Annotated in this window: 25 protein-coding genes; 15 read left to right on the top strand and 10 right to left on the bottom strand. The window is 50.6% G+C overall.

Annotation, left to right across the window (positions count from 1 at the left end; all coding sequences use genetic code 11):
• Positions 1-6: 6 nt before the first annotated feature.
• From KPHS_03980 to KPHS_03960, 3 genes are all read left to right on the top strand, one after another.
• Positions 7-402, top strand: coding sequence for a fumarate reductase, cytochrome b subunit (locus tag KPHS_03980; RefSeq protein YP_005224698.1), 396 nt, complete (start codon positions 7-9; stop codon positions 400-402).
• A 10-nt stretch (positions 403-412) separates the two neighbouring features.
• The gene (locus KPHS_03970) at positions 413-772 is read left to right on the top strand and encodes a fumarate reductase subunit D (protein ID YP_005224697.1); all 360 of its coding nucleotides are present in this window, start codon (positions 413-415) and stop codon (positions 770-772) included.
• A gap of 113 nt (positions 773-885) precedes the next feature.
• Positions 886-1,419, top strand: a complete 534-nt coding sequence (locus KPHS_03960; RefSeq protein YP_005224696.1) for an outer membrane lipoprotein Blc — start codon at positions 886-888, stop codon at positions 1,417-1,419.
• Here the strand turns inward: KPHS_03960 and KPHS_03950 are convergent.
• The 4 genes from KPHS_03950 to KPHS_03920 form a co-directional block, all read right to left on the bottom strand.
• The gene (locus KPHS_03950) at positions 1,416-1,733 is read right to left on the bottom strand and encodes a quarternary ammonium compound transport protein (RefSeq protein YP_005224695.1); all 318 of its coding nucleotides are present in this window, start codon (positions 1,731-1,733) and stop codon (positions 1,416-1,418) included. The two genes, KPHS_03960 and KPHS_03950, sit on opposite strands and share 4 nt — an antisense overlap.
• A gap of 143 nt (positions 1,734-1,876) precedes the next feature.
• Positions 1,877-2,023, bottom strand: a complete 147-nt coding sequence (locus KPHS_03940; protein YP_005224694.1) for an entericidin B membrane lipoprotein — start codon at positions 2,021-2,023, stop codon at positions 1,877-1,879.
• Positions 2,024-2,182: 159 nt separating this feature from the next.
• A complete protein-coding gene (locus KPHS_03930) occupies positions 2,183-2,314 on the bottom strand; it encodes an entericidin A (RefSeq protein YP_005224693.1) in 132 nt (43 codons plus the stop codon).
• Between the two features lie 73 nt (positions 2,315-2,387).
• Positions 2,388-2,954 (bottom strand): elongation factor P, encoded by a 567-nt coding sequence (locus KPHS_03920; RefSeq protein YP_005224692.1) that lies wholly within the window; start codon positions 2,952-2,954, stop codon positions 2,388-2,390.
• 107 nt (positions 2,955-3,061) lie between these two features.
• On the opposite strand from KPHS_03920, the gene KPHS_03910 reads away from it, so the two are divergent.
• Positions 3,062-4,024, top strand: a complete 963-nt coding sequence (locus KPHS_03910; RefSeq protein YP_005224691.1) for a putative aminomutase — start codon at positions 3,062-3,064, stop codon at positions 4,022-4,024.
• Between the two features lie 121 nt (positions 4,025-4,145).
• Here KPHS_03910 and KPHS_03900 read toward each other — a convergent pair whose 3' ends face one another.
• Entirely contained in the window at positions 4,146-4,790 is a 645-nt protein-coding gene (locus KPHS_03900; protein ID YP_005224690.1) for a winged helix-turn-helix domain-containing protein, read from the bottom strand.
• A 480-nt stretch (positions 4,791-5,270) separates the two neighbouring features.
• On the opposite strand from KPHS_03900, the gene KPHS_03890 reads away from it, so the two are divergent.
• The 8 genes from KPHS_03890 (at position 5,271) to KPHS_03820 (ending at position 15,598) form a co-directional block, all read left to right on the top strand.
• The gene (locus KPHS_03890; RefSeq protein ID YP_005224689.1) at positions 5,271-5,834 is read left to right on the top strand and encodes a type 1 fimbrial protein; all 564 of its coding nucleotides are present in this window, start codon (positions 5,271-5,273) and stop codon (positions 5,832-5,834) included.
• 57 nt (positions 5,835-5,891) lie between these two features.
• On the top strand, positions 5,892-6,578 hold the full coding sequence (locus KPHS_03880) for a fimbrial biogenesis periplasmic chaperone (protein YP_005224688.1): 687 nt from the start codon (positions 5,892-5,894) through the stop codon (positions 6,576-6,578).
• 254 nt (positions 6,579-6,832) lie between these two features.
• Positions 6,833-9,157: a putative fimbrial biogenesis outer membrane usher protein gene (locus KPHS_03870; RefSeq protein YP_005224687.1), complete on the top strand. Its 2,325-nt coding sequence runs from the start codon at positions 6,833-6,835 to the stop codon at positions 9,155-9,157.
• A 22-nt stretch (positions 9,158-9,179) separates the two neighbouring features.
• Positions 9,180-10,214, top strand: a complete 1,035-nt coding sequence (locus KPHS_03860; RefSeq protein ID YP_005224686.1) for a fimbrial protein — start codon at positions 9,180-9,182, stop codon at positions 10,212-10,214.
• A gap of 211 nt (positions 10,215-10,425) precedes the next feature.
• On the top strand, positions 10,426-10,791 hold the full coding sequence (locus KPHS_03850) for a hypothetical protein (RefSeq protein ID YP_005224685.1): 366 nt from the start codon (positions 10,426-10,428) through the stop codon (positions 10,789-10,791).
• Positions 10,792-11,319: 528 nt separating this feature from the next.
• Positions 11,320-12,606 carry a microcin H47 secretion protein gene (locus KPHS_03840; protein ID YP_005224684.1) on the top strand — a complete coding sequence of 429 codons (1,287 nt, stop codon included), beginning with the start codon at positions 11,320-11,322 and terminating at the stop codon, positions 12,604-12,606.
• Positions 12,599-14,722 carry a microcin H47 ABC transporter, permease/ATP-binding protein gene (locus KPHS_03830; protein ID YP_005224683.1) on the top strand — a complete coding sequence of 708 codons (2,124 nt, stop codon included), beginning with the start codon at positions 12,599-12,601 and terminating at the stop codon, positions 14,720-14,722. The genes KPHS_03840 and KPHS_03830 overlap by 8 nt, the downstream gene beginning before the upstream one ends.
• Positions 14,723-14,734: 12 nt before the next feature.
• Positions 14,735-15,598, top strand: a complete 864-nt coding sequence (locus tag KPHS_03820) for a hypothetical protein (protein ID YP_005224682.1) — start codon at positions 14,735-14,737, stop codon at positions 15,596-15,598.
• 54 nt (positions 15,599-15,652) lie between these two features.
• Here KPHS_03820 and KPHS_03810 read toward each other — a convergent pair whose 3' ends face one another.
• The 3 genes from KPHS_03810 to KPHS_03790 form a co-directional block, all read right to left on the bottom strand.
• Positions 15,653-16,006 carry a putative lipoprotein gene (locus KPHS_03810; protein YP_005224681.1) on the bottom strand — a complete coding sequence of 118 codons (354 nt, stop codon included), beginning with the start codon at positions 16,004-16,006 and terminating at the stop codon, positions 15,653-15,655.
• A 260-nt stretch (positions 16,007-16,266) separates the two neighbouring features.
• Complete coding sequence (locus tag KPHS_03800; protein YP_005224680.1) at positions 16,267-17,913, bottom strand: chaperonin GroEL; 1,647 nt, start codon at positions 17,911-17,913, stop codon at positions 16,267-16,269.
• A gap of 37 nt (positions 17,914-17,950) precedes the next feature.
• A complete protein-coding gene (locus KPHS_03790) occupies positions 17,951-18,244 on the bottom strand; it encodes a co-chaperonin (RefSeq protein YP_005224679.1) in 294 nt (97 codons plus the stop codon).
• Between the two features lie 34 nt (positions 18,245-18,278).
• Here KPHS_03790 and KPHS_03780 point away from each other — a divergent pair, with 34 nt between their 5' ends.
• Positions 18,279-18,425: a hypothetical protein gene (locus KPHS_03780; protein YP_005224678.1), complete on the top strand. Its 147-nt coding sequence runs from the start codon at positions 18,279-18,281 to the stop codon at positions 18,423-18,425.
• Positions 18,426-18,476: 51 nt separating this feature from the next.
• Entirely contained in the window at positions 18,477-19,727 is a 1,251-nt protein-coding gene (locus tag KPHS_03770) for a putative transport (protein ID YP_005224677.1), read from the top strand.
• Between the two features lie 51 nt (positions 19,728-19,778).
• On the opposite strand, the gene KPHS_03760 is transcribed toward KPHS_03770, so the two are convergent.
• A complete protein-coding gene (locus tag KPHS_03760) occupies positions 19,779-20,255 on the bottom strand; it encodes an FxsA protein (RefSeq protein YP_005224676.1) in 477 nt (158 codons plus the stop codon).
• Positions 20,256-20,409: 154 nt separating this feature from the next.
• A complete protein-coding gene (locus KPHS_03750; protein ID YP_005224675.1) occupies positions 20,410-20,568 on the bottom strand; it encodes a proline-specific peptidase in 159 nt (52 codons plus the stop codon).
• A 24-nt stretch (positions 20,569-20,592) separates the two neighbouring features.
• On the opposite strand from KPHS_03750, the gene KPHS_03740 reads away from it, so the two are divergent.
• A complete protein-coding gene (locus tag KPHS_03740; RefSeq protein ID YP_005224674.1) occupies positions 20,593-22,029 on the top strand; it encodes an aspartate ammonia-lyase in 1,437 nt (478 codons plus the stop codon).
• The last annotated feature ends 93 nt before the right edge of the window (positions 22,030-22,122 follow it).

Genomic DNA, 22,122 nt, shown 5'->3' with positions numbered 1-22,122 from the left:
CGCATTATGACGACGAAACGCAAACCCTACGTGCGACCAATGACCTCCACCTGGTGGAAAAAGCTGCCGTTTTATCGCTTCTACATGGTACGGGAAGGCACGGCGGTACCGACGGTATGGTTTAGCATTGTGCTGATTTATGGGCTGTTTGCCCTCAAGCACGGCGCCGAGAGCTGGGCGGGATATATCGGATTCCTGCAAAACCCGGTGGTGGTAATCCTCAACCTGATTACTCTGGCGGCGGCGCTGCTGCACACCAAAACCTGGTTTGAGCTGGCGCCGAAAGCCGCCAACGTCATCATCAAAGGCGAAAAAATGGGGCCAGAGCCGGTCATTAAAGGGCTCTGGGTGGTGACGGCGGTGGTCACCGTGGTGATCCTGTTTGTCGCCCTGTTCTGGTAAGGAGGCTGAGATGATTAATCCCAATCCGAAACGTTCCGATGAACCCGTATTCTGGGGGCTGTTTGGCGCAGGCGGCATGTGGGGCGCGATCGTCGCGCCGGTGATGGTGCTGCTGGTCGGCATCCTGCTGCCGCTGGGGCTCGCCCCGGCCGACGCCTTTAGCTATGAGCGTGTGCTGGCCTTTGCCCAAAGCTTTATCGGCCGCGCATTCATCTTTCTGATGATTGTCCTGCCGCTGTGGTGTGGGTTGCATCGTATTCACCACGCCATGCACGATCTGAAAATCCATGTGCCCAACGGTAAATGGGTCTTCTACGGCCTGGCGGCAATCCTCAGCGTCATCACCCTCGTTGGCGTACTATTTATCTGATCCTGCAAGAGCCCGGTCGCATTTCTGCTACCGGGCTCGCTTCATAGAAAAATCTTGCCGCCTTTTCCCTGCTGGACTCTACACTTAGCTTAAAAGCCAGCAAGGAGCATGCCATGCGTATCCTGCCGATAATCACCGCGATTGCCGTCTCGTTCCTGTCTGTCGCCTGCAGCACGCCCGCCCCGCCGCCGGGCGTCACCGTGGTCAGTCCCTTCGACGTTCAGCGCTATCTGGGTACCTGGTATGAAATCGCCCGCTTTGACCACCCTTTTGAAAGCGGGCTGGAAAAGGTCACGATCGCCTGGCACCCACGCGATGACGGTGGCCTGGACGTGGTCAATAAAGGCTATAACCCCGACCGTGGTATGTGGCAGAAAACGGACGGGGTAGCGTACTTTACCGGGGAGCCCAGCCGCGCCGCGCTGAAGATTTCCTTCTTCGGCCCTTTCTACGGCAGCTATAACGTCATTGCTCTGGATAAGGAGTATCGTTACGCGCTGGTCTGCGGCCCCGATCGCGACTATCTCTGGCTGCTGGCCCGGGCGCCGACCATCGCCCCGGAGGTCAGGCAGCAGATGCTGGACATTGCCACCCGACAGGGCTTTGATGTCGGCAAACTGGTCTGGGTCAATCAGCGCTATGATTAGTGCGCGCTGATCTTCAGGCCAATGATGCCAATCACGATACAGACAAGGCTGGCGATACGCATGGCGCTGGCGGATTCCCCTAACAGCACAATACCGGTCACGGCGGCGCCCACGGCGCCGATCCCGGTCCAGACGGCGTAGGCGGTACCTACCGGTAGGGTTTTCATCGCCCATGAGAGCAGCGCCATGCTGGCCACCATCGCCACGATGGTGATAACGCTGGGAACCAGGCGGCTAAAGCCATGGGTATATTTCAGGCCGACGGCCCACACCACTTCCAGCAGGCCAGCGATAAACAAGACTATCCAGGACATAAGGCTCCTTTGCTGGGGCCGTCCCCGGATGAGAAACGCTTACGGGTCGTCCCGTAAGGTGGATGAAAAGTCGTGGTGAGTATATCCAACGGAATGAGAGAAGTGAAGAACGGTACGGCGCTAAACCGTACCGTTGACGGCGTTTATTGCTGAGCTTTGGTTGCCGCGCCAGAGATTGCGTTGCCGCCGTCTGAAATATCCTCACCGACACCGCGCGTGGTGTTACAAGCGGTCAGTGCTGAAGAGAGGACCAAAACCGTAAAGAACGCTGCAATCGTTTTTTTCACCATAATGTCATCCTTAGTGTCAGTTTTGTTTTCATGCCCTATAAGCATAGACAAACCGTCCAAAGATGAAGGGATCTTTGCGATTTTTAAGAGAAAAGGAGTATGCGTGGAGGAGGCTGACATACCGGGAGGCAAGCGCCATTAACGAAACGGCAGGGAAATTCAGCTCACAGCGTGAGAGATAGCGTGGCCCAGGCCCTGAATATCTTCACCCACACCGCGGGCGGTATTGCAGCCAGCCAACAGTGCGCTGCTCAGAAAGAGTAACACCAGGAGTTTAACGCTGCGCTTCATGTATCGTGCTCGTTGTGCCTGTACGAAAAGAGCGGCGCAGCACGGAGGCTACGCCGGTCATCATGACGCGAAATTACTTCACGCGGGATACATATTCGCCAGAGCGAGTATCCACTTTAATCACTTCGCCGATCTGAACGAACAGCGGAACTTTAACCACCGCGCCAGTAGACAGGGTCGCCGGTTTACCGCCGGTACCCGCGGTGTCGCCTTTCAGGCCTGGATCGGTTTCAATGATTTCCAGCTCAACGAAGTTCGGCGGGGTGACCGCGATCGGCTGGCCGTTCCACAGGGTCACGATGCACTCAGCCTGATCCAGCAGCCATTTAGCGTTGTCACCGATCGCTTTCGCGTCAGCAGACAGCTGCTCGAAGGTTTCGTTGTTCATGAAGTGCCAGAACTCACCGTCGTTGTACAGGTAAGTCAGGTTCATATCGACAACGTCCGCGCCTTCTGCGGAATCGGTAGATTTGAAAGTTTTCTCAACGCGGGTACCGGTCAGCAGACGGCGCAGCTTAACGCGCGCAAACGCCTGGCCTTTACCTGGTTTAACGAATTCGCTGGCTTCTACCGCATAAGGTTCGCCATCTAACATGATTTTAAGACCAGCACGAAAATCGTTGCTATAGTAAGTCGCCATAAGGCCCTCTGAAATTGTTTAACTGGTAGCTAAGCCACAAAATGGCGCATATTGTAACCCTAAATACCCCATCCAGAGAAGATTGGATAACGCAACTTGCCAATGTTGTGACCAGTCCTGATGAACTGCTGCGTCTTTTAAATGTAGACGCTGATGAAAAACTGCTGGCCGGACGCGAGGCCAGACGCCTGTTCCCGCTGCGCGTCCCGCGCGCGTTTATCGCCCGCATGGAGAAAGGCAACCCTAACGATCCGCTGCTTCGTCAGGTACTTACCGCCGAGGAAGAGTTTATCGTCGCCCCCGGCTACTCCACCGATCCGCTGGAAGAACAGCACAGCGTGGTGCCCGGTCTGTTGCACAAATATCGCAACCGGGCCCTGCTGCTGGTGAAAGGCGGTTGTGCAGTCAATTGCCGTTATTGTTTCCGCCGCCACTTCCCTTATGCCGAAAATCAGGGCACCAGGCGCAACTGGCAGACAGCGATGGACTACATCGCGGCGCATCCGCAGCTTGATGAAATCATCTTCTCCGGCGGCGACCCGCTGATGGCAAAGGACCATGAGCTTGACTGGCTAATGACCCAGCTGGAAGCTATTCCGCACGTTAAGCGTCTGCGTATTCACAGCCGCCTGCCAATTGTGATCCCGGCGCGCATCACCGAGACGCTGGCCAGCCGCTTCCAGCGTTCGTCGCTGCAGGTGATCCTGGTTAACCACGTTAACCACGCCAATGAAATTGACGGTGAGTTTCGCGCGGCGATGGCCATGCTGCGTCAGGCGGGCGTCACGCTGCTCAACCAGAGCGTGCTGCTGCGCGGGGTGAACGACAACGCGCAAACCCTGGCCGACCTCAGCAATGCGCTGTTTGACGCCGGGGTAATGCCCTACTACTTACATGTGCTGGATCGGGTGCAGGGGGCGGCGCACTTCATGGTCAGCGATGATGAAGCCCGTGAAATCATGCGTGAACTATTGACCCTCATCTCCGGCTATATGGTGCCGAAGCTGGCGCGCGAGATTGGCGGGGAACCCAGCAAGACGCCGCTGGATTTAGGGCTGAAGCAGCGTTAATAAACTGAAGGTCTGCCAGGACGTTCTGGCAGACCTTCGGATAGGAAGATTTCGACAGACGGGTGTTAAGGTGACCAGCAAATGACTATCGCACCGCGCTATAACCCCTGGGTGCGACGAGCTACCGGTTTAGCACGACCAACACAATAATATTAATTACAATCATCACGACAATTAGCGCGATTAACCATATGGGTATTTTAAAAGTAACATGTAACCGCTCAGATACTTTTTCACCTTCTTCCGGTTTATTTGCCATCAAATCACTGCCATGATTTGATGAGTTTTCTATTAGTGGAAGATTTAAATGAGTGTCAGGTTTTTCCTTATCTTCAGAAATAAAGCCAACAACTTTATTATTCTGATAATGCGTTAATGTCACCCGGTTCATATTCTCACACTCTTCATCAGAGAGAGGAATGACCAATGTATTCGGAGCGACGCTAAAGCCTTTTTGCCGGACGGTGATAATGATATCCTCAGATAGCCCAGCTTTTACCAGCGATTTTCGCAGCAAAGAGATATTTTGATAGAACGTATTTTGCGAAACGACCACCCCCCGTGTTTCCCATACAGCCGCCAGGAACTCATCCCGTGAAATGACTTTGCCGCAATTCTGCAAAAGCAGCAGCAAGCATCTGGCGGTTGGCGCATTGAGGCTGATGCACTCCCCGTCCCCGGCAAGCGGCCGCAGCTCATTCATATTGGCATTAAATATAATCTCCTGATTAATTATACACCCATTAAATAATACTGCGTCATCCATATCCTTGCCCCACGTAACCCTATTATCCATAATAAAATCAAATGATTTCAACCAAACGATTATGTGAACACTCTTGTTTCAGATGGAAACAGGTACATTTCACATTGAAGTTCAGCCCACAGGATACCGCAGATAAAAAAACAAGCGATAGCTAACTTGCTTAATGGTCACATTTTCAGATTAAATTAATCTCAACTGGAATCCACATCTCATCAGAGAGGGGGGCAGCATTAAATTCACGGGTGCTTCATCAATAATTCACAAGCATTTTTTGCACCAGACTTTTAAATTACTCCCGCTTCTCCATGGTTCGCTATGGCAAGCGATATGGTAGCGTCGTTCAACAGGATGATTGGTCTCAGCACTATATAAAGGAAAGCTGACGCTTATTTTCAATATCAATGCGAATGCATACTCCATTCCCTTGATAACTGTTATCGATTCTACACAGGACTAAGTATCTATATATGGATTAATTAAATGAAAAAGACAATCGTAGCTGTAATGGTCGCTGCATCTGCAGTGCTGAGTGCTCAGGCAATGGCAACCAACACCGCTCAGGTAACTGTACTGGGTGAAGTCTCTGATGCAGCTAACTCTTGCGTCGTGACCCCAACCGGTACTCTGAATAGCGGTATCGTTCAGCTGATCACCGTAACCACTGCCGAAGCGAATGCAGAATCAGCGGGTACCCTGTTCAAAACTCAGGATTTCGGTTTTGACGTAAAAGACTGTGCACAGGGCAGCGCTACACCGGTTACTGGCGTAACTGTAAACGTTTCCGGTATTACTTCCAGCGACAATACCATCCTGGACAACACTGCTTCTAATGGTGCAACCGGTATTGGTATCGGTATCCAGCGCATCAGCGATTCCCATCGCGTAGCCTTCGACGGTTCCGACACTATGACCGAAAGCTACTCTGCCGCTAGCGGTACTCAGCTGAAATACACCACTGGTTATGTAAGAACCAACGCCGCGACCCCGGTAACTGAAGGTCCGGTTAAAGGTGTTGCGACCTTTACTATCGATTACACCCTCTAATTTTTTCCGAAGGGCACCGCTTTACGGCGGGCCCTTTTTCGCATTCAGAGAAAAACCATGTTCAGGACCTTATTAAATCTCACCGCATCCTGTGTATTACTCCTCAGCAGTATTGCCCACGCCGGTATTGTCATTGAATCCACCCGCTATCTTTATAAAGAAGGTGCACGGGAAATTACCGCGCAAATCGAAAATAAAGATGATATTCCCTATCTGATTAAATCTTGGGTTGAAACCCCGGCAGGGAAAGCGCCTTCTTTTATGGCTACCCCGCCGCTGTTCCGCCTTGAGGGAAAACAGCAGAATACGGTGCGTCTGTTTTCAACTGGAAACGTTAATGCCCCGACTGACCGCGAATCTTTGTACTATTTTAACGTGATGGCAATTCCTCCGGCTGATGATGAAAAAGCCAGCACCAATACCATTCAACTGGCGGTCCGCCACCGCATGCGCCTGGTCTATCGTCCCAAGACGCTTTTCGATCTATCCCCTAATACGGAAGCGAAAAAGCTCGAATGGCGTAAAGCTGGCACTAAATTAACGATCAAAAATCCGACACCGTTTTTTTACTATTTCCATAGCATTCAGATCGGTGGCAAAGAAGTGAAACCAGAAGTCAACTCGGTCGCTCCAATGACCACTAAAGAGGTGACGCTAAAAGAAAACATCAGCGCCTCCAGCATTACCTGGAAGATCGTCAATGATTATGGCGGAGCAGGGTCGCTCTATTCCTCATCGCTGTAATAAGAAATTTATTTTATCATTATAGGGATGTGTCTATGCCAAATAAGAATAATGGATTATTCAAACTATCCACTGTCTTTATCGCAATGCTTTCGGCATTGCTTTCTGGTTTGAATAATAAAGCGCAAGCACGTGACTTTTTCGATCCCTCATTCATTAGCTCATTGAATGGTAGCGATCCATCAACCACTCCCGATTTATCCATATTTCAGACTCAGAACGCGCAGGCGCCAGGGGATTATCGGGTCGATATTATGTTTAATGGCCGCTACCTGGACACCAGGACCATAAAGTTTGTCGCCAACAATCGCGCCAGCAGCGATAACCGCGAACCCGCTCTGGTTCCCTGCCTGAGTCTAAAAGCACTCGCGGAATATGGCGTAAGGATAAAAGCCTTTCCAGAGTTAGCCGAGGATCAAAACGGCTGTGCAAACTTTTCTGTCATTCCTGACACCAAAGCAGATTTTGACTTTACCGCCCAGCGCTTAAATATCTCTATTCCGCAGGCGGCCTTATCCACCACCGCACAGGGATATATTCCACCGGATCAGTTTGATGACGGCATCAACGCGTTATTGGTGAACTATCAGTTCAGCGGCTCAAACGACATGCAGGCCAATGATGAATACTACAGTCTGAATCTGCAGTCCGGCCTCAACGTTGGCCCGTGGCGCATCCGTAACCTCAGCACCTGGAATAAAAACAACAGCGGTGCCGGGGACTGGGATTCCGCCTATCTCTATATGCAGCGCAGCATCCGCTCCATCAATAGTAACCTTGTGATGGGTGAGAGTTCATCGCTCAACGGTATCTTCGACAGCGTGCCGTTTACCGGTATTCAGCTGGCCACCGATACGACGATGTTGCCGGAAAGTATGCGCGGCTATGCGCCAATTATTCGCGGTATCGCCAGAACCAATGCCCGCGTCATCATTAAACAAAACGGCTATCAGGTATACCAGACCTATGTCGCTCCCGGGGCGTTTGAAATCACCGATATGTACCCGAGCGGCGGTAGCGGCGACCTTTACGTCACAGTGGAGGAATCCGACGGATCGAAACAAGAATTTGTCGTGCCGTTCGCCACCCTGCCGGTGATGGTCCGTGAGGATCAGCTGGAATATGAGATCACATCTGGTAAATATCGCCCGTACGATGGCGGAGTCGATGAAACGCCGTTTACCCAAGCCACCGCGACCTACGGCGTCTCCAGCAGCCTGACGCTATATGGCGGCATGCAGGCGGCTTCGCGATATCAGGCGCTGTCGACAGGGCTTGGCTATAACCTTGGTGAACTGGGCGCCGCCTCGGCAGACGTCACCCAAGCCTGGTCAAAAAAGAAAGAGGATGAAAAGACTTCCGGACAGTCCTGGCGAGTTCGTTACGGGAAAAACATTGTCGAAACCGGCACCAACGTCACCATCGCCGGCTATCGCTACTCTACTCGCGGGTTTAATACGCTTTCCGAAGTACTGGATAGCTACTCTAATGACGGCAGTTATACCTCTCGTTCGCTACGCAACCGTACCAACCTGACGCTGAACCAAAGCCTGGGTAAAGGCCTCGGTAGCCTGTCGATAAGCGGATTGATTGAAGATTACTGGGATGATAAGCGTACCAACAAATCAATTAGCGTAGGATACAACGGCGGTTTCCGTAATGTGAACTACTACCTCGGCTACAGCTATAACCGCTACACCTGGAGCGGAGATAACTCTGGTAAGGATGCTCAGGACGATCAGCGCATCACTCTGACCGTAACGCTGCCACTGAGCAACTGGCTACCGGGCACTTACACCAGCTATCAATTAACTAACAGCAACCCGGGGTCTACCGATCAGTCTGTATCCATCGGTGGTAATGCGCTGGAGAACGACAGTCTGGAATGGAGCCTACATCAAGGGTACAGCAACCGCGAATACTACAGCGGCGATATGCGCGCAACCTATAACGGTGCCCGCGGTAGCGTTAATGCCGGCTATAGCTATGACAATAACAGCCAACGTATCGACTACGGCGCCAACGGCAGCATCCTTGCCCATGCCGATGGAATTACGCTGGGTCAGGATATCACCGACGCTGCCGTGCTGGTTAAAGCACCAGGGCTAGATGACGTCAGGCTGGCCAACGATAACACCATCTCCACCGACTATCGCGGCTACGCCATCGTCCCGTATGTTACGCCTTATCGTCGCACCGATATCACGCTCGACAGCACCACGCTTGGTGAAGATATGGAACTGCCAGAAACCACCAAGAGTGTTGTTCCGACGCGTGGCGCCATCGTGCGTGCAAGCTATGACGGCAATATCGGCCAGCGGGCCTTTGTGCACCTGAAAACAGCCAGTGGGCAGGATGTGCCTTATGGCGCGATGGTCCTACTCGTCGGCGACAGCAAATCGCAGCCAAGTATCGTCAGCGACGCTGGTATGGTTTATATGTCTGGCCTGCAGCAGACCGGGATCCTTAACGTCCAGTGGGGCAAAAGCGCCGCGCAGCAGTGCAATGCTTCATTTACTTTACCGACCAGGGAAGGCAAAGCGTCTGGCATCAGGCAAATCGAAACGATTTGCCGTTAGTCATTCACAGGGGAATATTTTAATGAAAAAAATAGTTATTTTAATAACGTTGCTGATGCTTGGCGGCCAAGCTGCTACCAATTGTACCTATAAAGGCAATACCAAGCGTCAAGGCTTAACGCTGACCAATATTAAAATACCAACAGATGCTTCCATTCCGGTAGGTAGCGTGTTACATACTCATAAATTTGGTACTGGCGCATATAAAACATTTACCTGTAATAAAAACACCGATGACCAATATATTATTGACGTCGGGGCTGCCGTTGTTCCTGGTGTTACCGGTGTTCAGGGTGGTCCGGTTTATGAAACGGGGATTGATGGGATTGGGTTTCAGGTCTCCGATCTGTTACGTAGTAAAAATGGTTCATTGATCGCCGCCGAGGCAGGTTCAACCTTGGTACCAATAACAAGCTCATCTGAAAATAATTACCAATTTATTACGGTATGGTTAATCAAAACTAAGACGGTGATTGATACGAGCACCAAGTCAACATCTAACCCCTCAGTTTCGTTCTCGGTAGGGAATTTAAAAACAAACCCTGTTGCCAATGACAGACTATTATACGCTGTAACCTCTATCTCTATTAAAAATATTAATTACCGCACAACATCTTGTAATATCTCCACACCACGATCGCAAATCACGCTGAATCGTATAGACAAAGGAAAATTGATGTCACTTTCCCGTGGTGCAACAACTCCGTCGGAGAAAACTATTGCCATGAATATTAGTTGCCCGAATGACTCCGTTGGCAATACTCTCATCTATTGGTTTAATCCTGTTGGAGGAATAAGCGCTTCAGGGAATGGTATTGTCGATAATATGCTTTCCGGCAGTGATGCAGCAAATAACGTGGGTATTATATTCAAACTTTCAGGTAGTCCTGTTGTTTTCTATGATACCGATAATTACAATTATAAAATAAACACTAGCAACGATCTTAACAAAACCATCAACCTAACCGCCGACTATTATCGCCAAAGTGATAACAGTAACGATGTTACGATGGGGCTTGTTAAAGGAATGATGGAAGTTGTTATTCAGGAAGAATAATAACTTTGTATTGAGGGGGTGCATAGCTTAATATCATGCATCTCCTTTGCTTTATAGTCCTCATGATGACACTATAAATGATTAATGAAATCACATAAAATTCACATAGGATGCTATTGATCTCTTCAGGTCTCTCACTTAAATTCCTCCCCGGCTTATATTAAGCCTACTTGTAATACGAAATATAATTTCATCAATAAAGGATATATTAATGAAGCAATTGACTGTTTTCGAAATGGAGGCCATCTCTGGTGGCTATTCTTGGGATTTTTCCTCCATCCAATCCAGCATCACCAGTCTCGTAAGTAATGGCGTTGAAGCAGTGGTTTCTGCTGCCACCATGGGAACTCTGGCGGCCGTCTTTGGCACCTTTGTCGGCGGTACACAGGCTGGGGCAAATGGCGGCGTCCTGGGATTTGGCCTCTTTGGTAACCTCGTCGGGATGTTTGTAGGCTTAGTCGGTGGTGCAATCCTCGGCGCAGGATGTGGTCTGGCCTGGGGATGGGACGGGACCATGGCAATTATCGAAGCTGGCGCACAAGGTTTAGTTGATGGCACCTTTGTCGTTTGGAAATAATCTACAGACTCGATAAATGTCATTATTTTATTAGATCATAACTTTACCAACAAAAGGAATTATTGCGTGAAAGAATTAACTGTATTTGAAATGGATACCATTTCCGGGGGTTATAGCTGGGATTTCTCCTCAATCCAATCAACCGTCACCAGTCTGGTAAGTAATGGTGTAGAAGCAGCTGCATCAGCCGCCCTGGGAGCTATCACATGGGGGGTCTATGGCCTGCTTTGGGGCGGTACTCAATCCGGCGCTAATGGTGGTCTTTTAGGTTTTGGTTTACTTGGTAACGCGGTTGGCGCTGTCTGGGGAACAATCATGGGAGCTATTGGCGGCGCGGTTGGCTATGCAGCTTTGGGCTGGGAGGCATCCGTGAATGAGTCCATGCAAGCCATGCTGGGCATTATCGATGGCTCCTTTGTGCCATGGAGCCACTAAGAGTTCTTAATTTTCATTTGATTATTAAGATTACTATATATTCAAAGGCTCATTTATGAGCCTTTGAATTAACCGTTGATACTGTGAACACTCATGACTAATAGTATTTATCGCAAGGAAGCGATAGCTTATAAGAAGTTGCACTGGAAAGGGAAAGCGCTATTGCTGGCTGGCTTGCCTGCATGGCTAGTTACATGTTTATCTCTTTTATTTCTCTGCGCTCTTATCTGCGCCCTTATATTCTGTAAATTTACACAACGCATTGATGTCAAAGGCGAGGTTATCACTCTCCCTCACTCCGTAAACGTTTTCTCTCCGCAACAAGGGTTTGTCGTCAATCAGTATGTTCAAATTGGAGACGTTGTCAAAAAAGGACAGACGCTTTATGAGCTTGATGTATCTAGAAATACCACAACAGGTAATGTCAGTGCAGCACAGATTGAGGTAATCAATGAAAAGATAGCCAACTCCGAAGCTATTATAAAAAAACTAACTCATAATAAAAACGAAACACTAATTGCACTGGATGCCCAGCTTAAAAATGCCAGAAACTCTCTTAACGAAACTGTACGTATGCTGGCCAATACGCAACAAGGCTTAAGCAAAATGCATGAAAACCTGTCCAGTTATGATAAATACCTTAAGGAGGGGTTAATTACAAAAGATCAATACAATTACCAACATTCGTTGTACTTTCAACAGCAAAGCGCCTATCAGTCATTGATAAGCCAAAAGATGCAACTAGAAACTCAGCTTACACAGTTAAGCAGTGATAAAGTTACTAAAGCTGCCGATTTTGATAATCAAATATCATCGCAATATAATCAGACAAATGATTATAAAAATCAACTAGTAGAATCAAACGCTAACGGAAATATTATCATTAAGGCAACAACGGAAGGACGCATTGAATCATTAGCCGTCACTAAAGGCCAAATGGTTGATAAAGGCAGTAGTCTTGCCCAAATCAAACCTATTGGTAACATCGAGTATTATCTCATACTTTGGCTACCTAACAACAGCATTCCTTATGTTAAAGTCGGCGACACAATAAATATTCGTTATGATGCATTCCCTTCCGATAAGTTCGGACAGTTCCCTGGTGAGATCATTTCTATCTCATCACTTCCTGCCTCACGACAGGAAATGTCAGAATATACCAATGTCAATGATGGCACTAATCAACAAGAACTTGCATTATATAAGGCAATTGTCAAAATAAGGGATAAAAAATTTAATTACGATGGAAAAGAACTTTCTCTTTCAAATGGATTAAAAGCACAAGCAGTGGTATTCCTTGAAGAACGCCCGCTTTATATGTGGATGTTTACACCAGTTTATAAAATTTCTCAAAGCGTGAGCGGCCCTGTCAATGACTAATGAACTATTTGAAAAGATCATCGCGAAAGTTAACTTTTCTCTCCTAAAGAAAACGCCAGTTATATTGCAATCGGAAGCCGCTGAGTGCGGCATTGCCTGTCTGGCCATGGTTTGTGGTCATTACGGCTTGGATATTGACCTGTTTAATTTCCGGCAGCGTTTTGGTAGTCCTTCACAGGGCGTGACACTGATGTCCTTAAGCAAAACAGCGGAGCATGCTGGGTTAAAAAGCCGTGCGCTGTCGTTAGACTTGGATGAAATACGCCAGCTCAAGTTGCCCTGTGTACTCCACTGGGGCATGAACCACTATGTGGTGCTGACTAAAGTTCGCAAATCCAGCTTTATCGTACACGATCCAGCGCTGGGTAAGCGTATTATCGGCATCCAGGAGATGTCCAATTATTTTACTGGCGTTGCCTTAGAGCTTTGGCCCGATCAGAACTTCCAGCAGGAAAAGGCTAAGTCCCGCCTTCGTCTGCTGGATCTAATGCGCAATATAGTAGGCTTAAAATCAGCGCTGCTGAAAATTTTTGCCTTCTCCGTGGTCGTGGAAGCCATCGGCTTACTACTCCCGATAGGTACTCAACTGGTTACCGACCATGTGATTATGGCGCACGACCAAAGCCTGCTATCAGTTATATGCATTGGCCTGGTCTTTTTTACACTATTTCGCACCTTCATCAGTATGCTCCGCGCCTGGACGTCCTTAACGCTGAATACCCTGACAAGTATCCAGTGGAAAACCACGCTTTTCGATCATCTGGCCAGTCTGCCACTATCCTTTTTTGAAAAGCGTCATTTAGGAGATATCCAGTCGCGTTTTTCCTCTTTGGATACCATTCGCTCGACGTTTACTAACAGTATCGTCAGCGGCATTATTGACTCAATCATGACCATCGGTCTGCTGATCATGCTAACTTTGTATGGTGGCTGGCTAACTTGGGTCGTAGTTGGCTTTACTTTATGCTACGCAATTATGCGTTTTGCAACTTATCGATTCTATCGTCGTGTAGCAGAAGAGCAGGTAATCAAAGGTGCTCGCTCCAGTTCGCATTTTATGGAGTCATTGTACGGTATCTCGACCATCAAGGCATTAAACTTGAAAGAACGTCGGTCCCAGCATTGGCTTAATATAAATATCGAAGCCTGCAACGCTGGAATCAAACAAACTCGTTTCGATATGCTATTTAGTGGGATCAATACCTTCATTACTGCTATCGATCAGGTCGCCGTGCTCTGGCTTGGCGCGATTATGGTTATTGATAATAATATGACCCTTGGTATGTTTATGGCGTTTAACGCCTATCGTGGTCAATTTTCACAACGCGCTTCTAGTTTGGTCGATCTTTGTATGCAACTGCGAATGCTCTCCCTACATAACGAACGTCTGTCAGAGATCGTTTTCAGCGAACCGGAACAGGAGCTTCCCACAAGAGAGGTTTTTTCTGCAGACTCGGGTGCCAAACTGGAAGTCAAAAATTTGTGCTATCAATATGATCCGTTTTCTCAGCCGATCTTTTCTAATTTAAATATAACCGTAGAACCCGGTGAGTCCGTAGCACTTGTCGGCCCTTCAGGCGTCGGTAAAACTACGTTATTAAAAGTGATGTGCGGTCTGTTGTCGCCCACCAGCGGTGATGTGTTAGCCGATAATCTCGATATCACCAAAATTGGTCTCAATAATTATCGTCTTGGTATCGCCTGCGTACTGCAAGAGGACCGCCTTTTCTCTGGGTCGCTTATCGATAATATCAGCGGCTTCGAAGATAACGCCGATATTGATTTTGTGATGGAATGCGCCAAACGCTGCAATATTCACGATGAGATCATCAAGATGCCGATGGGCTATGAAACCATAGTCGGCGAGCTAGGACTGGGAATTTCAGGTGGGCAAAAGCAGCGTATTCTGATCGCTCGCGCTCTTTATCGTAGACCAAGTATTCTTTTTATGGATGAGGCAACCAGCCATCTCGACTTAAAAAATGAGTCGGTGATAAATCAGTCTATTTCAGCATTAAGCATCACCAGGATTATTGTCGCTCACCGGCCATCGACGATTGCCTCTGCCGATCGCGTTATCGACCTGTCGCAGACAAAGACCCTCTCGCCAGCTTAAAAGGAGAAACTTATGCAAGGAACGTTTATTGGATTTAATACTGCAGGTATTACCTTTGAAGACCGCTTTCTGGCGCTGCTGTTAAAAATAAAGCAGCAAAATGGCCCCTGTCAGCAATACTATCTACAAGCGCCCATACTACTCGATCTTCTTCTCATACTTCAAAATCGTCTGCTTGTGACGTATAAGCGATTACACGAACAAGGGGAAACCTATAAAGAAGAGCTTATCGCTTATAATGAATCGCTGATCGCTAACATCCCTGCCGTAGAGATGGCGGAGATTCAGCAGCCGAATCCTGAGCGGCGTATTATGTCGATTACGCTTAAACCAGGCGAGACTGAATCGACTCTCATTCTGGTTCTCCAGAATGAGCAAATCTGCACATTATGTATTGAAGACAGGCAGGTAGAGGCATTACTCGCGGGTGTTCAACAAGCATTGAAAACAATCAATGATCAAGAGGTTTTGAAGTATTTAAGTTCAAATATGGATTTTTTAATGTGCTACACTGTCGACTTGACTACCCAGCCGAATATTGACTACCAGCAACACACTCAGGAAGACTGGAAGCTAAACCTATTTTCTCATTATCTGGGCGTGCTGTACTGCTGCGAGACAGACGAAGGCAAGAAAATTGTCTCCGGGGCGGTGGTGAAAACCAGCGCGCCGCATTTGTCGGAACTGGAAAACAACGTTGTGACGCGGATTATCGAGAAAAGCCCCAAGCTCAAGGCGATGCACGCGGAGCTGGCGCCATGCCAGATCTTCAGTACTATCATCCCTTCCCAGCCGGGAAGAATGCTCAGTCTGGAAGAATGCCTGCGTCCCCTACACGCCTTCTACCTTGAAAAGAAAGCGGAGCTTAGCGCCTGATCCTCATCTAACGACCACGCCTCTCTCTGCGCTCGCGGAGAGAGGCGTCACGCATCAGTTCGGGCACTTATAAACCTGGCCGTTCATTTCGCTGTCGGTAGGCACAAAGCTCGACAGCAGGTTTTGCGTCGGGCTGCTGACGCCGTAAATCACGTTGCCGCCCATCGCTGCCGCCTGGTTGCGCAGGGCGTTTGCCGCACCGCGCATGGAACCACCCTCATCGCCATTCTGGCCGGAGAGCCAGTTGCTCTGTTTACCCGTCGCGGTCCCTAACAGCTGACACTCTGCGCCCGGCTTCTCCTGCACGAAGCGCACATTCTGGCCGGCAGAGGTTAATTCATTGCTGGAACTGCAACCTGCCAACAGTAAGGCTGCGCCGACAATCCCTGCTAAATATTTTACCTGCATGTTATTCCCCATGATCGATGAGCTGGACGCACTGGCCCGGATGTAAATCTGTCATCCTTCAAACTGCGTCGGCATGAGCCGCGTTCATTTCCTCCCCGGTCGCGCTTGTCAGTTCACGCCCGAAACAGAGGTGCTTGCCGCTCTGATGCAGCTTAAATGATTTTTATGTATAAGCCTTATACTAAAAAGCGCGCCAAAAGAAAAACCCCCAGCCATTGCTGGCCAGGGGTTTCTGCTTTTTTATGCCGTAGAGCGCACGATTACATCATGCCGCCCATACCGCCCATGCCGCCCATACCGCCAGCAGCACCTAAGTCAGGCGCGTCGCCTTTCGGCAGGTCGGTCACCATGCACTCGGTGGTAATCATCAGGCCAGCCACGGAAGCCGCGTACTGCAGTGCAGAACGGGTGACTTTGGTTGGGTCCAGGATACCGAAGTCGATCATGTTGCCGTATTCTTCAGTTGCTGCGTTGTAACCGTAGTTACCGTCGCCAGCTTTCACGTTGTTTGCCACAACAGACGGCTCTTCACCGGCGTTGGACACGATCTGACGCAGCGGCGCTTCCATTGCGCGCAGCGCAACTTTGATACCGACGTTCTGATCTTCGTTCTGACCGGTCAGGCCAGCGAGTTTCGCCGCAACGCGAACCAGCGCTACGCCGCCGCCAGCCACCACGCCTTCTTCAACCGCAGCACGGGTTGCGTGCAGGGCGTCGTCGACGCGTGCTTTTTTCTCTTTCATTTCAACTTCGGTAGCCGCACCGACTTTGATTACTGCTACGCCGCCAGCCAGTTTAGCGACACGTTCCTGCAGTTTTTCACGATCGTAGTCGGAGGTCGCTTCTTCGATCTGCTTACGGATCTGAGCTACGCGGCCCTGGATTGCGGATTCTTCGCCAACGCCATCGATGATGGTGGTGGTGTCTTTGTTGATAACCACGCGTTTCGCCTGGCCCAGGTCTTCCAGAGTCGCTTTTTCCAGCTCCATACCGATCTCTTCAGAGATAACGGTACCGCCAGTCAGAGTAGCGATGTCCTGCAGCATAGCTTTACGACGGTCGCCGAAGCCCGGTGCTTTCACCGCAGCCACTTTAACGATGCCGCGCATGGTGTTAACCACCAGGGTCGCCAGCGCTTCGCCTTCAACGTCTTCAGCGATGATGACCAGCGGTTTGCCAGCTTTCGCTACGGCTTCCAGAACCGGCAGCATTTCGCGGATGTTGGAGATTTTTTTGTCAGCCAGCAGGATGAACGGGCTTTCCAGCTCAACGGCACCGGTGTCCGGCTTGTTGATGAAGTACGGAGACAGGTAGCCGCGGTCGAACTGCATACCTTCAACTACGTCCAGTTCGTCTTCCAGACCGGTACCGTCTTCAACGGTGATCACGCCTTCTTTACCAACTTTATCCATCGCTTCCGCGATCAGTTTACCAACGGTTTCGTCGGAGTTAGCGGAGATGGTACCTACCTGAGCGATAGCTTTGGAGTCAGAGCACGGAACGGACAGCGCTTTCAGCTCTTCTACTGCAGCCAGTACCGCTTTGTCGATACCGCGTTTCAGATCCATCGGGTTCATGCCTGCAGCAACAGCTTTCAGACCTTCGTTCACGATAGCCTGAGCCAGTACGGTTGCGGTGGTGGTGCCGTCGCCTGCTGCGTCGTTCGCTTTAGAGGCAACTTCTTTCACCATCTGCGCGCCCATGTTTTCGAACTTGTCTTCCAGTTCGATTTCACGTGCAACGGAAACACCATCTTTGGTGATGGTCGGCGCGCCGAAGGATTTGTCCAGAACCACGTTACGGCCTTTCGGGCCCAGGGTCACTTTAACTGCATCTGCCAGTACGTTTACGCCGCGCAGCATTTTTACACGAGCGTCGTTACCGAATTTTACGTCTTTTGCTGCCATTTCTTTTATTCCTCAAATTCGTTCAGGGTCGTGCGAATTAAGCTTCAACAATTGCCAGGATGTCGCTTTCGGACATGATCAGTACTTCTTCGTTGTCGATCTTTTCAGTCTTCACGCCGTAGCCATCGTTGAAAATCACGATGTCACCAACTTTAACGTCCAGCGGCTGCACGGTCCCGTTTTCCAGGATGCGGCCTTTACCGACAGCGATGATTTCGCCACGAGTTGACTTAGCTGCTGCAGAACCGGTCAGAACGATGCCGCCCGCAGATTTGGTTTCAACTTCTTTACGTTTGACGATCACACGATCATGTAACGGACGAATACTCATTGATAGCTCTCCTTCGAGAAAGTCATTATCAGTTATGGGTGACGCCGGGCCGAACGCGGTTTACCGGCTAGTGCAGAGAGAGATGGGGATGGCCATTTACGGCTTCAAGGGCAAAATTAAAAAAAATTTTTACCTTTGCGCTGGCGCACAAAAAGCGGCCATGTCAGGCAATCGGTCATAAGGAAAAGCGATTGTGATACTCTCTTTTTTTTCACTGGCGCAGGATTGAATCATGGGTGGTTTAAAACAGGAGTTAGGGCTGGGACAGGGAGTTGGGTTGCTTTCCACCTCATTGCTGGGTACCGGCGTCTTCGCCGTCCCGGCGCTGGCGGCGCTGGTCGCTGGCGATAACAGCCTGTGGGCATGGCCGCTGCTCATTCTCCTTGTTTTCCCGATTGCCATCGTCTTCGCCCTGCTGGGCCGCCATTTTCCCAGCGCGGGCGGCGTGGCCCACTTTGTCGATATGGCCTTTGGGCCACGTCTGGCCAGCGTCACCGGCTGGCTGTTTTTATCGGTTATCCCGGTCGGACTCCCCGCCGCCCTGCACATCGCCACCGGTTTTGGCCAGGCGCTGTTCGGCTGGCATGATGCGCAGCTGCTGCTGGCGGAGCTGGGCACCCTGGCCATCGTCTGGTGGGTCGGTTCGCGTGGCGCCAGCTCCAGCGCCAACCTGCAGACGTTGGTTGCCGTACTGATTGTGGCGCTGATCGTCGTAGTCTGGTGGCGCGGCGGGATAAGCCCGGCGCAGATCCCCTTCCCGGCCCCGGCGGAGATTGACCGCGGGCAGCTCTTTTCGGCGCTGTCGGTGATGTTCTGGTGCTTTGTCGGTCTGGAAGCCTTCGCGCATCTCGCCTCGGAGTTTAAACATCCCGAGCGTGATTTCCCCAGGGCGCTGATGATAGGCCTGCTGCTTGCCGGCTCGGTCTACTGGGCCTGCACCGTGCTGGTGCTGCACTTCCACGCCTTTGGCGAGGAGATGGCGGCGGCGGCGTCATTACCGAATATCGTGGTCCGTCTGTTCGGCGTCGAAGCGCTGTGGGTAGCCTGCGTCATCGGCTATCTCGCCTGTTTCGCCAGCCTCAACATCTATATTCAAAGCTTTGCCCGCCTGGTCTGGTCGCAAGCGCAGCATAAGCCACACAGCTACCTCGCAAGGCTGTCGCCACGGCAGATCCCGCGCAACGCCCTCAACGCCGTGCTGGGATCCTGCGTAGTTAGCACACTTGGCATCTATCTGCTCGATATCAATCTGGACGCGCTGATCGTTTACGCCAATGGCATTTTCATCATGATCTATCTGCTGTGCATGCTGGCGGGTTGTCGTTTGCTGCGCGGTCGCTATCGGCTATTGGCAGTGGTGGGCAGCATTCTCTGTCTGCTGCTGCTGGCGATGGTCGGCTGGAAAAGCCTGTACGCGCTGGTGATGCTGGCGGGGCTGTGGCTGTTTTTACCCAGGCGCAAGCTGGCGACGGGAAGCGTGTAGGCCTGCAAAGAAAGCGGCCCGGTCGCATCTGCTGACCGGGCCGGGGGGATGTTAATCGCGGCGATCGTCCTTATGGTCCAGACGGTCGCGCTGCTCATCTTTGCGCTGGAATTCCCCTTCGAAGGTCTCTCCGCCGCCAGTACCGGCGCTAAAGCCACCGCCCGGCATCCGGCTGAAGCGCAGGTGCGGCATCAGCTTCATCGTCAAATGCTTTTGCACCGGCGGCAGCAATAGCAGCAGGCCGAGGAAGTCGGTAAAGAACCCCGGGAGCAACAGCAGCAGACCAGCGATAATCAGCGATACGCTCTTGATCATCTCCGCCGCCGGGCTCTCGCCCGCGGCCATCTTCTGCTGCATCAGCAGGAAGTTTTTGAAGCCCTGGTTACGCACCAGCGACATCCCTACCACCGAGCTAAAGATCACCAGGATCAGGGTCATAAAGACGCCCAGCACGTGCGCAACCTGGATAAAGATCGATATCTCAATGTAAACGTAAAGAAAAAAGGCAATAAACGGAATCCAACGCACCGGCGTCTCCTTCATCAACGGGCGCTGCGTTCAGCGCCCGTAATCATCAATTTGCTGATCGCATCCCACTAACATGGGGATGCTGAGCGGCTTTTCAATCAGCGGAAAGGCTTATTTTTCTCAGGAATAAGAAAGCGGTGACCCATTTCACAGATTAATAAATCTTCTCATACCCGCAATGTAATAAGTGATCAAGCTTACTGATATTCGCTATCATCAGCATATGATCTTGGGCACCGGGCCGGTTAAGGAAATAATCGTCGGCCAGAAAATATACTGAATACTGGATATTCTGTGTGTTTGGTGAATTCATTGGCAGCTTGAAAAGAAGGTTCACATGTTAAACAACATTCGTATCGAAGAAGATCTGTTGGGCACCAGGGAAGTTCCCGCGGACGCTTACTACGGCGTTCATACTCTGCGAGCGATTGAAAACTTCTACATTAGCAACAGCAAAATCAGCGACATACCAGAATTCGTGCGCGGCATGGTCATGGTTAAGAAAGCCGCCGCGCTGGCGAACAAGGAGCTGCAGACCATTCCCAAAAGCGCGGCAAATGCGATTATCGCCGCCTGTGACGAAGTCCTGAATAACGGCAAATGCATGGACCAGTTCCCGGTCGATGTCTTCCAGGGCGGGGCCGGTACCTCCGTAAACATGAACACCAACGAAGTCCTGGCGAACATTGGCCTTGAGCTGATGGGCCACCAGAAAGGCGAATACCAGTACCTGAACCCAAACGATCACGTCAACAAATGCCAGTCCACCAACGATGCTTACCCCACCGGGTTCCGCATTGCGGTGTATGCCTCCATCCTTAAGTTAATCGATGCGATTAAACAGCTGGGCGAAGGCTTCCAGGCGAAAGCCGTGGAGTTCCAGGACATCCTCAAAATGGGCCGCACCCAGCTGCAGGACGCGGTGCCGATGACCCTCGGCCAGGAGTTCCATGCCTTCAATGTGCTGCTTAATGAAGAGACCAAAAGCATTCTGCGCACTGCGGAGCTGCTGCTGGAGGTGAACCTCGGCGCCACCGCCATTGGTACTCGCCTCAACACCCCGGACGGCTATCAACAGCTGGCGGTGCAGAAGCTGGCTGAAGTAAGCAACTTACCGGTCGTCCCGGCGGAAGATCTGATTGAAGCCACCTCGGACTGCGGAGCGTACGTTATGGTTCACAGCTCGCTGAAACGCCTGGCGGTGAAACTTTCCAAGATCTGTAACGACCTGCGCCTGCTCTCTTCCGGTCCGCGCGCGGGCCTCAACGAAATCAACCTGCCTGAGCTGCAGGCTGGCTCTTCAATCATGCCGGCGAAGGTTAACCCGGTGGTGCCGGAGGTGGTCAACCAGGTCTGCTTCAAAGTTATCGGCAACGATACCACTGTGACCATGGCCTCCGAAGCCGGTCAGCTGCAGTTGAACGTGATGGAGCCGGTAATCGGCCAGGCGATGTTCGAGTCGATTCATATCCTGACCAACGCCTGCTACAACCTGCTGGAGAAATGCGTTAACGGCATCACCGCCAATAAAGCGGTATGTGAAGGCTACGTCTACAACTCCATCGGCATCGTCACCTACCTCAACCCGTTTATCGGCCACCACAATGGCGATATCGTCGGCAAGATCTGTGCCGAAACCGGCAAGAGCGTACGGGAAGTGGTGCTGGAGCGCGGACTGCTGACGGCGGCGGAGTTGGATGATATTTTCTCTGCGCAAAACCTGATGCATCCCGCTTATAAAGCAAAGCGTTATACCGATGAAAGCGAACAGTAATCTTTCAGGTTAGTCATTCAAAGGCATGTCAGCGATGACATGCCTTTTTTGCTTTTTGGTTTTACTAAAATACAACAATTCAATATCAACTTG

It is taken from the genome of Klebsiella pneumoniae subsp. pneumoniae HS11286, from assembly GCF_000240185.1.
GTDB classification, from domain to species: domain Bacteria; phylum Pseudomonadota; class Gammaproteobacteria; order Enterobacterales; family Enterobacteriaceae; genus Klebsiella; species Klebsiella pneumoniae.
The sequence above is the reverse complement of the archived record's forward strand: the minus strand, read 5'-3'. Positions and strand labels throughout refer to the sequence as shown.

What these genes read in the sequence shown, in the direction of transcription:
- KPHS_03930 (YP_005224693.1), bottom strand. Translation starts at nt 2,314, where the DNA reads ATGAAGCGCAGCGTTAAACTCCTGGTGTTACTCTTTCTGAGCAGCGCA.
- KPHS_03840 (YP_005224684.1), top strand. Translation starts at nt 11,320, where the DNA reads ATGACTAATAGTATTTATCGCAAGGAAGCGATAGCTTATAAGAAGTTG.
- KPHS_03750 (YP_005224675.1), bottom strand. Translation starts at nt 20,568, where the DNA reads ATGAATTCACCAAACACACAGAATATCCAGTATTCAGTATATTTTCTG.
- KPHS_03920 (YP_005224692.1), bottom strand. Translation starts at nt 2,954, where the DNA reads ATGGCGACTTACTATAGCAACGATTTTCGTGCTGGTCTTAAAATCATG.
- KPHS_03790 (YP_005224679.1), bottom strand. Translation starts at nt 18,244, where the DNA reads ATGAGTATTCGTCCGTTACATGATCGTGTGATCGTCAAACGTAAAGAA.
- KPHS_03890 (YP_005224689.1), top strand. Translation starts at nt 5,271, where the DNA reads ATGAAAAAGACAATCGTAGCTGTAATGGTCGCTGCATCTGCAGTGCTG.
- KPHS_03810 (YP_005224681.1), bottom strand. Translation starts at nt 16,006, where the DNA reads ATGCAGGTAAAATATTTAGCAGGGATTGTCGGCGCAGCCTTACTGTTG.
- KPHS_03870 (YP_005224687.1), top strand. Translation starts at nt 6,833, where the DNA reads ATGTTTAATGGCCGCTACCTGGACACCAGGACCATAAAGTTTGTCGCC.
- KPHS_03970 (YP_005224697.1), top strand. Translation starts at nt 413, where the DNA reads ATGATTAATCCCAATCCGAAACGTTCCGATGAACCCGTATTCTGGGGG.
- KPHS_03950 (YP_005224695.1), bottom strand. Translation starts at nt 1,733, where the DNA reads ATGTCCTGGATAGTCTTGTTTATCGCTGGCCTGCTGGAAGTGGTGTGG.
- KPHS_03900 (YP_005224690.1), bottom strand. Translation starts at nt 4,790, where the DNA reads ATGGATGACGCAGTATTATTTAATGGGTGTATAATTAATCAGGAGATT.
- KPHS_03830 (YP_005224683.1), top strand. Translation starts at nt 12,599, where the DNA reads ATGACTAATGAACTATTTGAAAAGATCATCGCGAAAGTTAACTTTTCT.
- KPHS_03860 (YP_005224686.1), top strand. Translation starts at nt 9,180, where the DNA reads ATGAAAAAAATAGTTATTTTAATAACGTTGCTGATGCTTGGCGGCCAA.
- KPHS_03960 (YP_005224696.1), top strand. Translation starts at nt 886, where the DNA reads ATGCGTATCCTGCCGATAATCACCGCGATTGCCGTCTCGTTCCTGTCT.
- KPHS_03980 (YP_005224698.1), top strand. Translation starts at nt 7, where the DNA reads ATGACGACGAAACGCAAACCCTACGTGCGACCAATGACCTCCACCTGG.
- KPHS_03880 (YP_005224688.1), top strand. Translation starts at nt 5,892, where the DNA reads ATGTTCAGGACCTTATTAAATCTCACCGCATCCTGTGTATTACTCCTC.
- KPHS_03740 (YP_005224674.1), top strand. Translation starts at nt 20,593, where the DNA reads ATGTTAAACAACATTCGTATCGAAGAAGATCTGTTGGGCACCAGGGAA.
- KPHS_03800 (YP_005224680.1), bottom strand. Translation starts at nt 17,913, where the DNA reads ATGGCAGCAAAAGACGTAAAATTCGGTAACGACGCTCGTGTAAAAATG.
- KPHS_03780 (YP_005224678.1), top strand. Translation starts at nt 18,279, where the DNA reads ATGGGTGACGCCGGGCCGAACGCGGTTTACCGGCTAGTGCAGAGAGAG.
- KPHS_03770 (YP_005224677.1), top strand. Translation starts at nt 18,477, where the DNA reads ATGGGTGGTTTAAAACAGGAGTTAGGGCTGGGACAGGGAGTTGGGTTG.
- KPHS_03850 (YP_005224685.1), top strand. Translation starts at nt 10,426, where the DNA reads ATGAAGCAATTGACTGTTTTCGAAATGGAGGCCATCTCTGGTGGCTAT.
- KPHS_03940 (YP_005224694.1), bottom strand. Translation starts at nt 2,023, where the DNA reads ATGGTGAAAAAAACGATTGCAGCGTTCTTTACGGTTTTGGTCCTCTCT.
- KPHS_03820 (YP_005224682.1), top strand. Translation starts at nt 14,735, where the DNA reads ATGCAAGGAACGTTTATTGGATTTAATACTGCAGGTATTACCTTTGAA.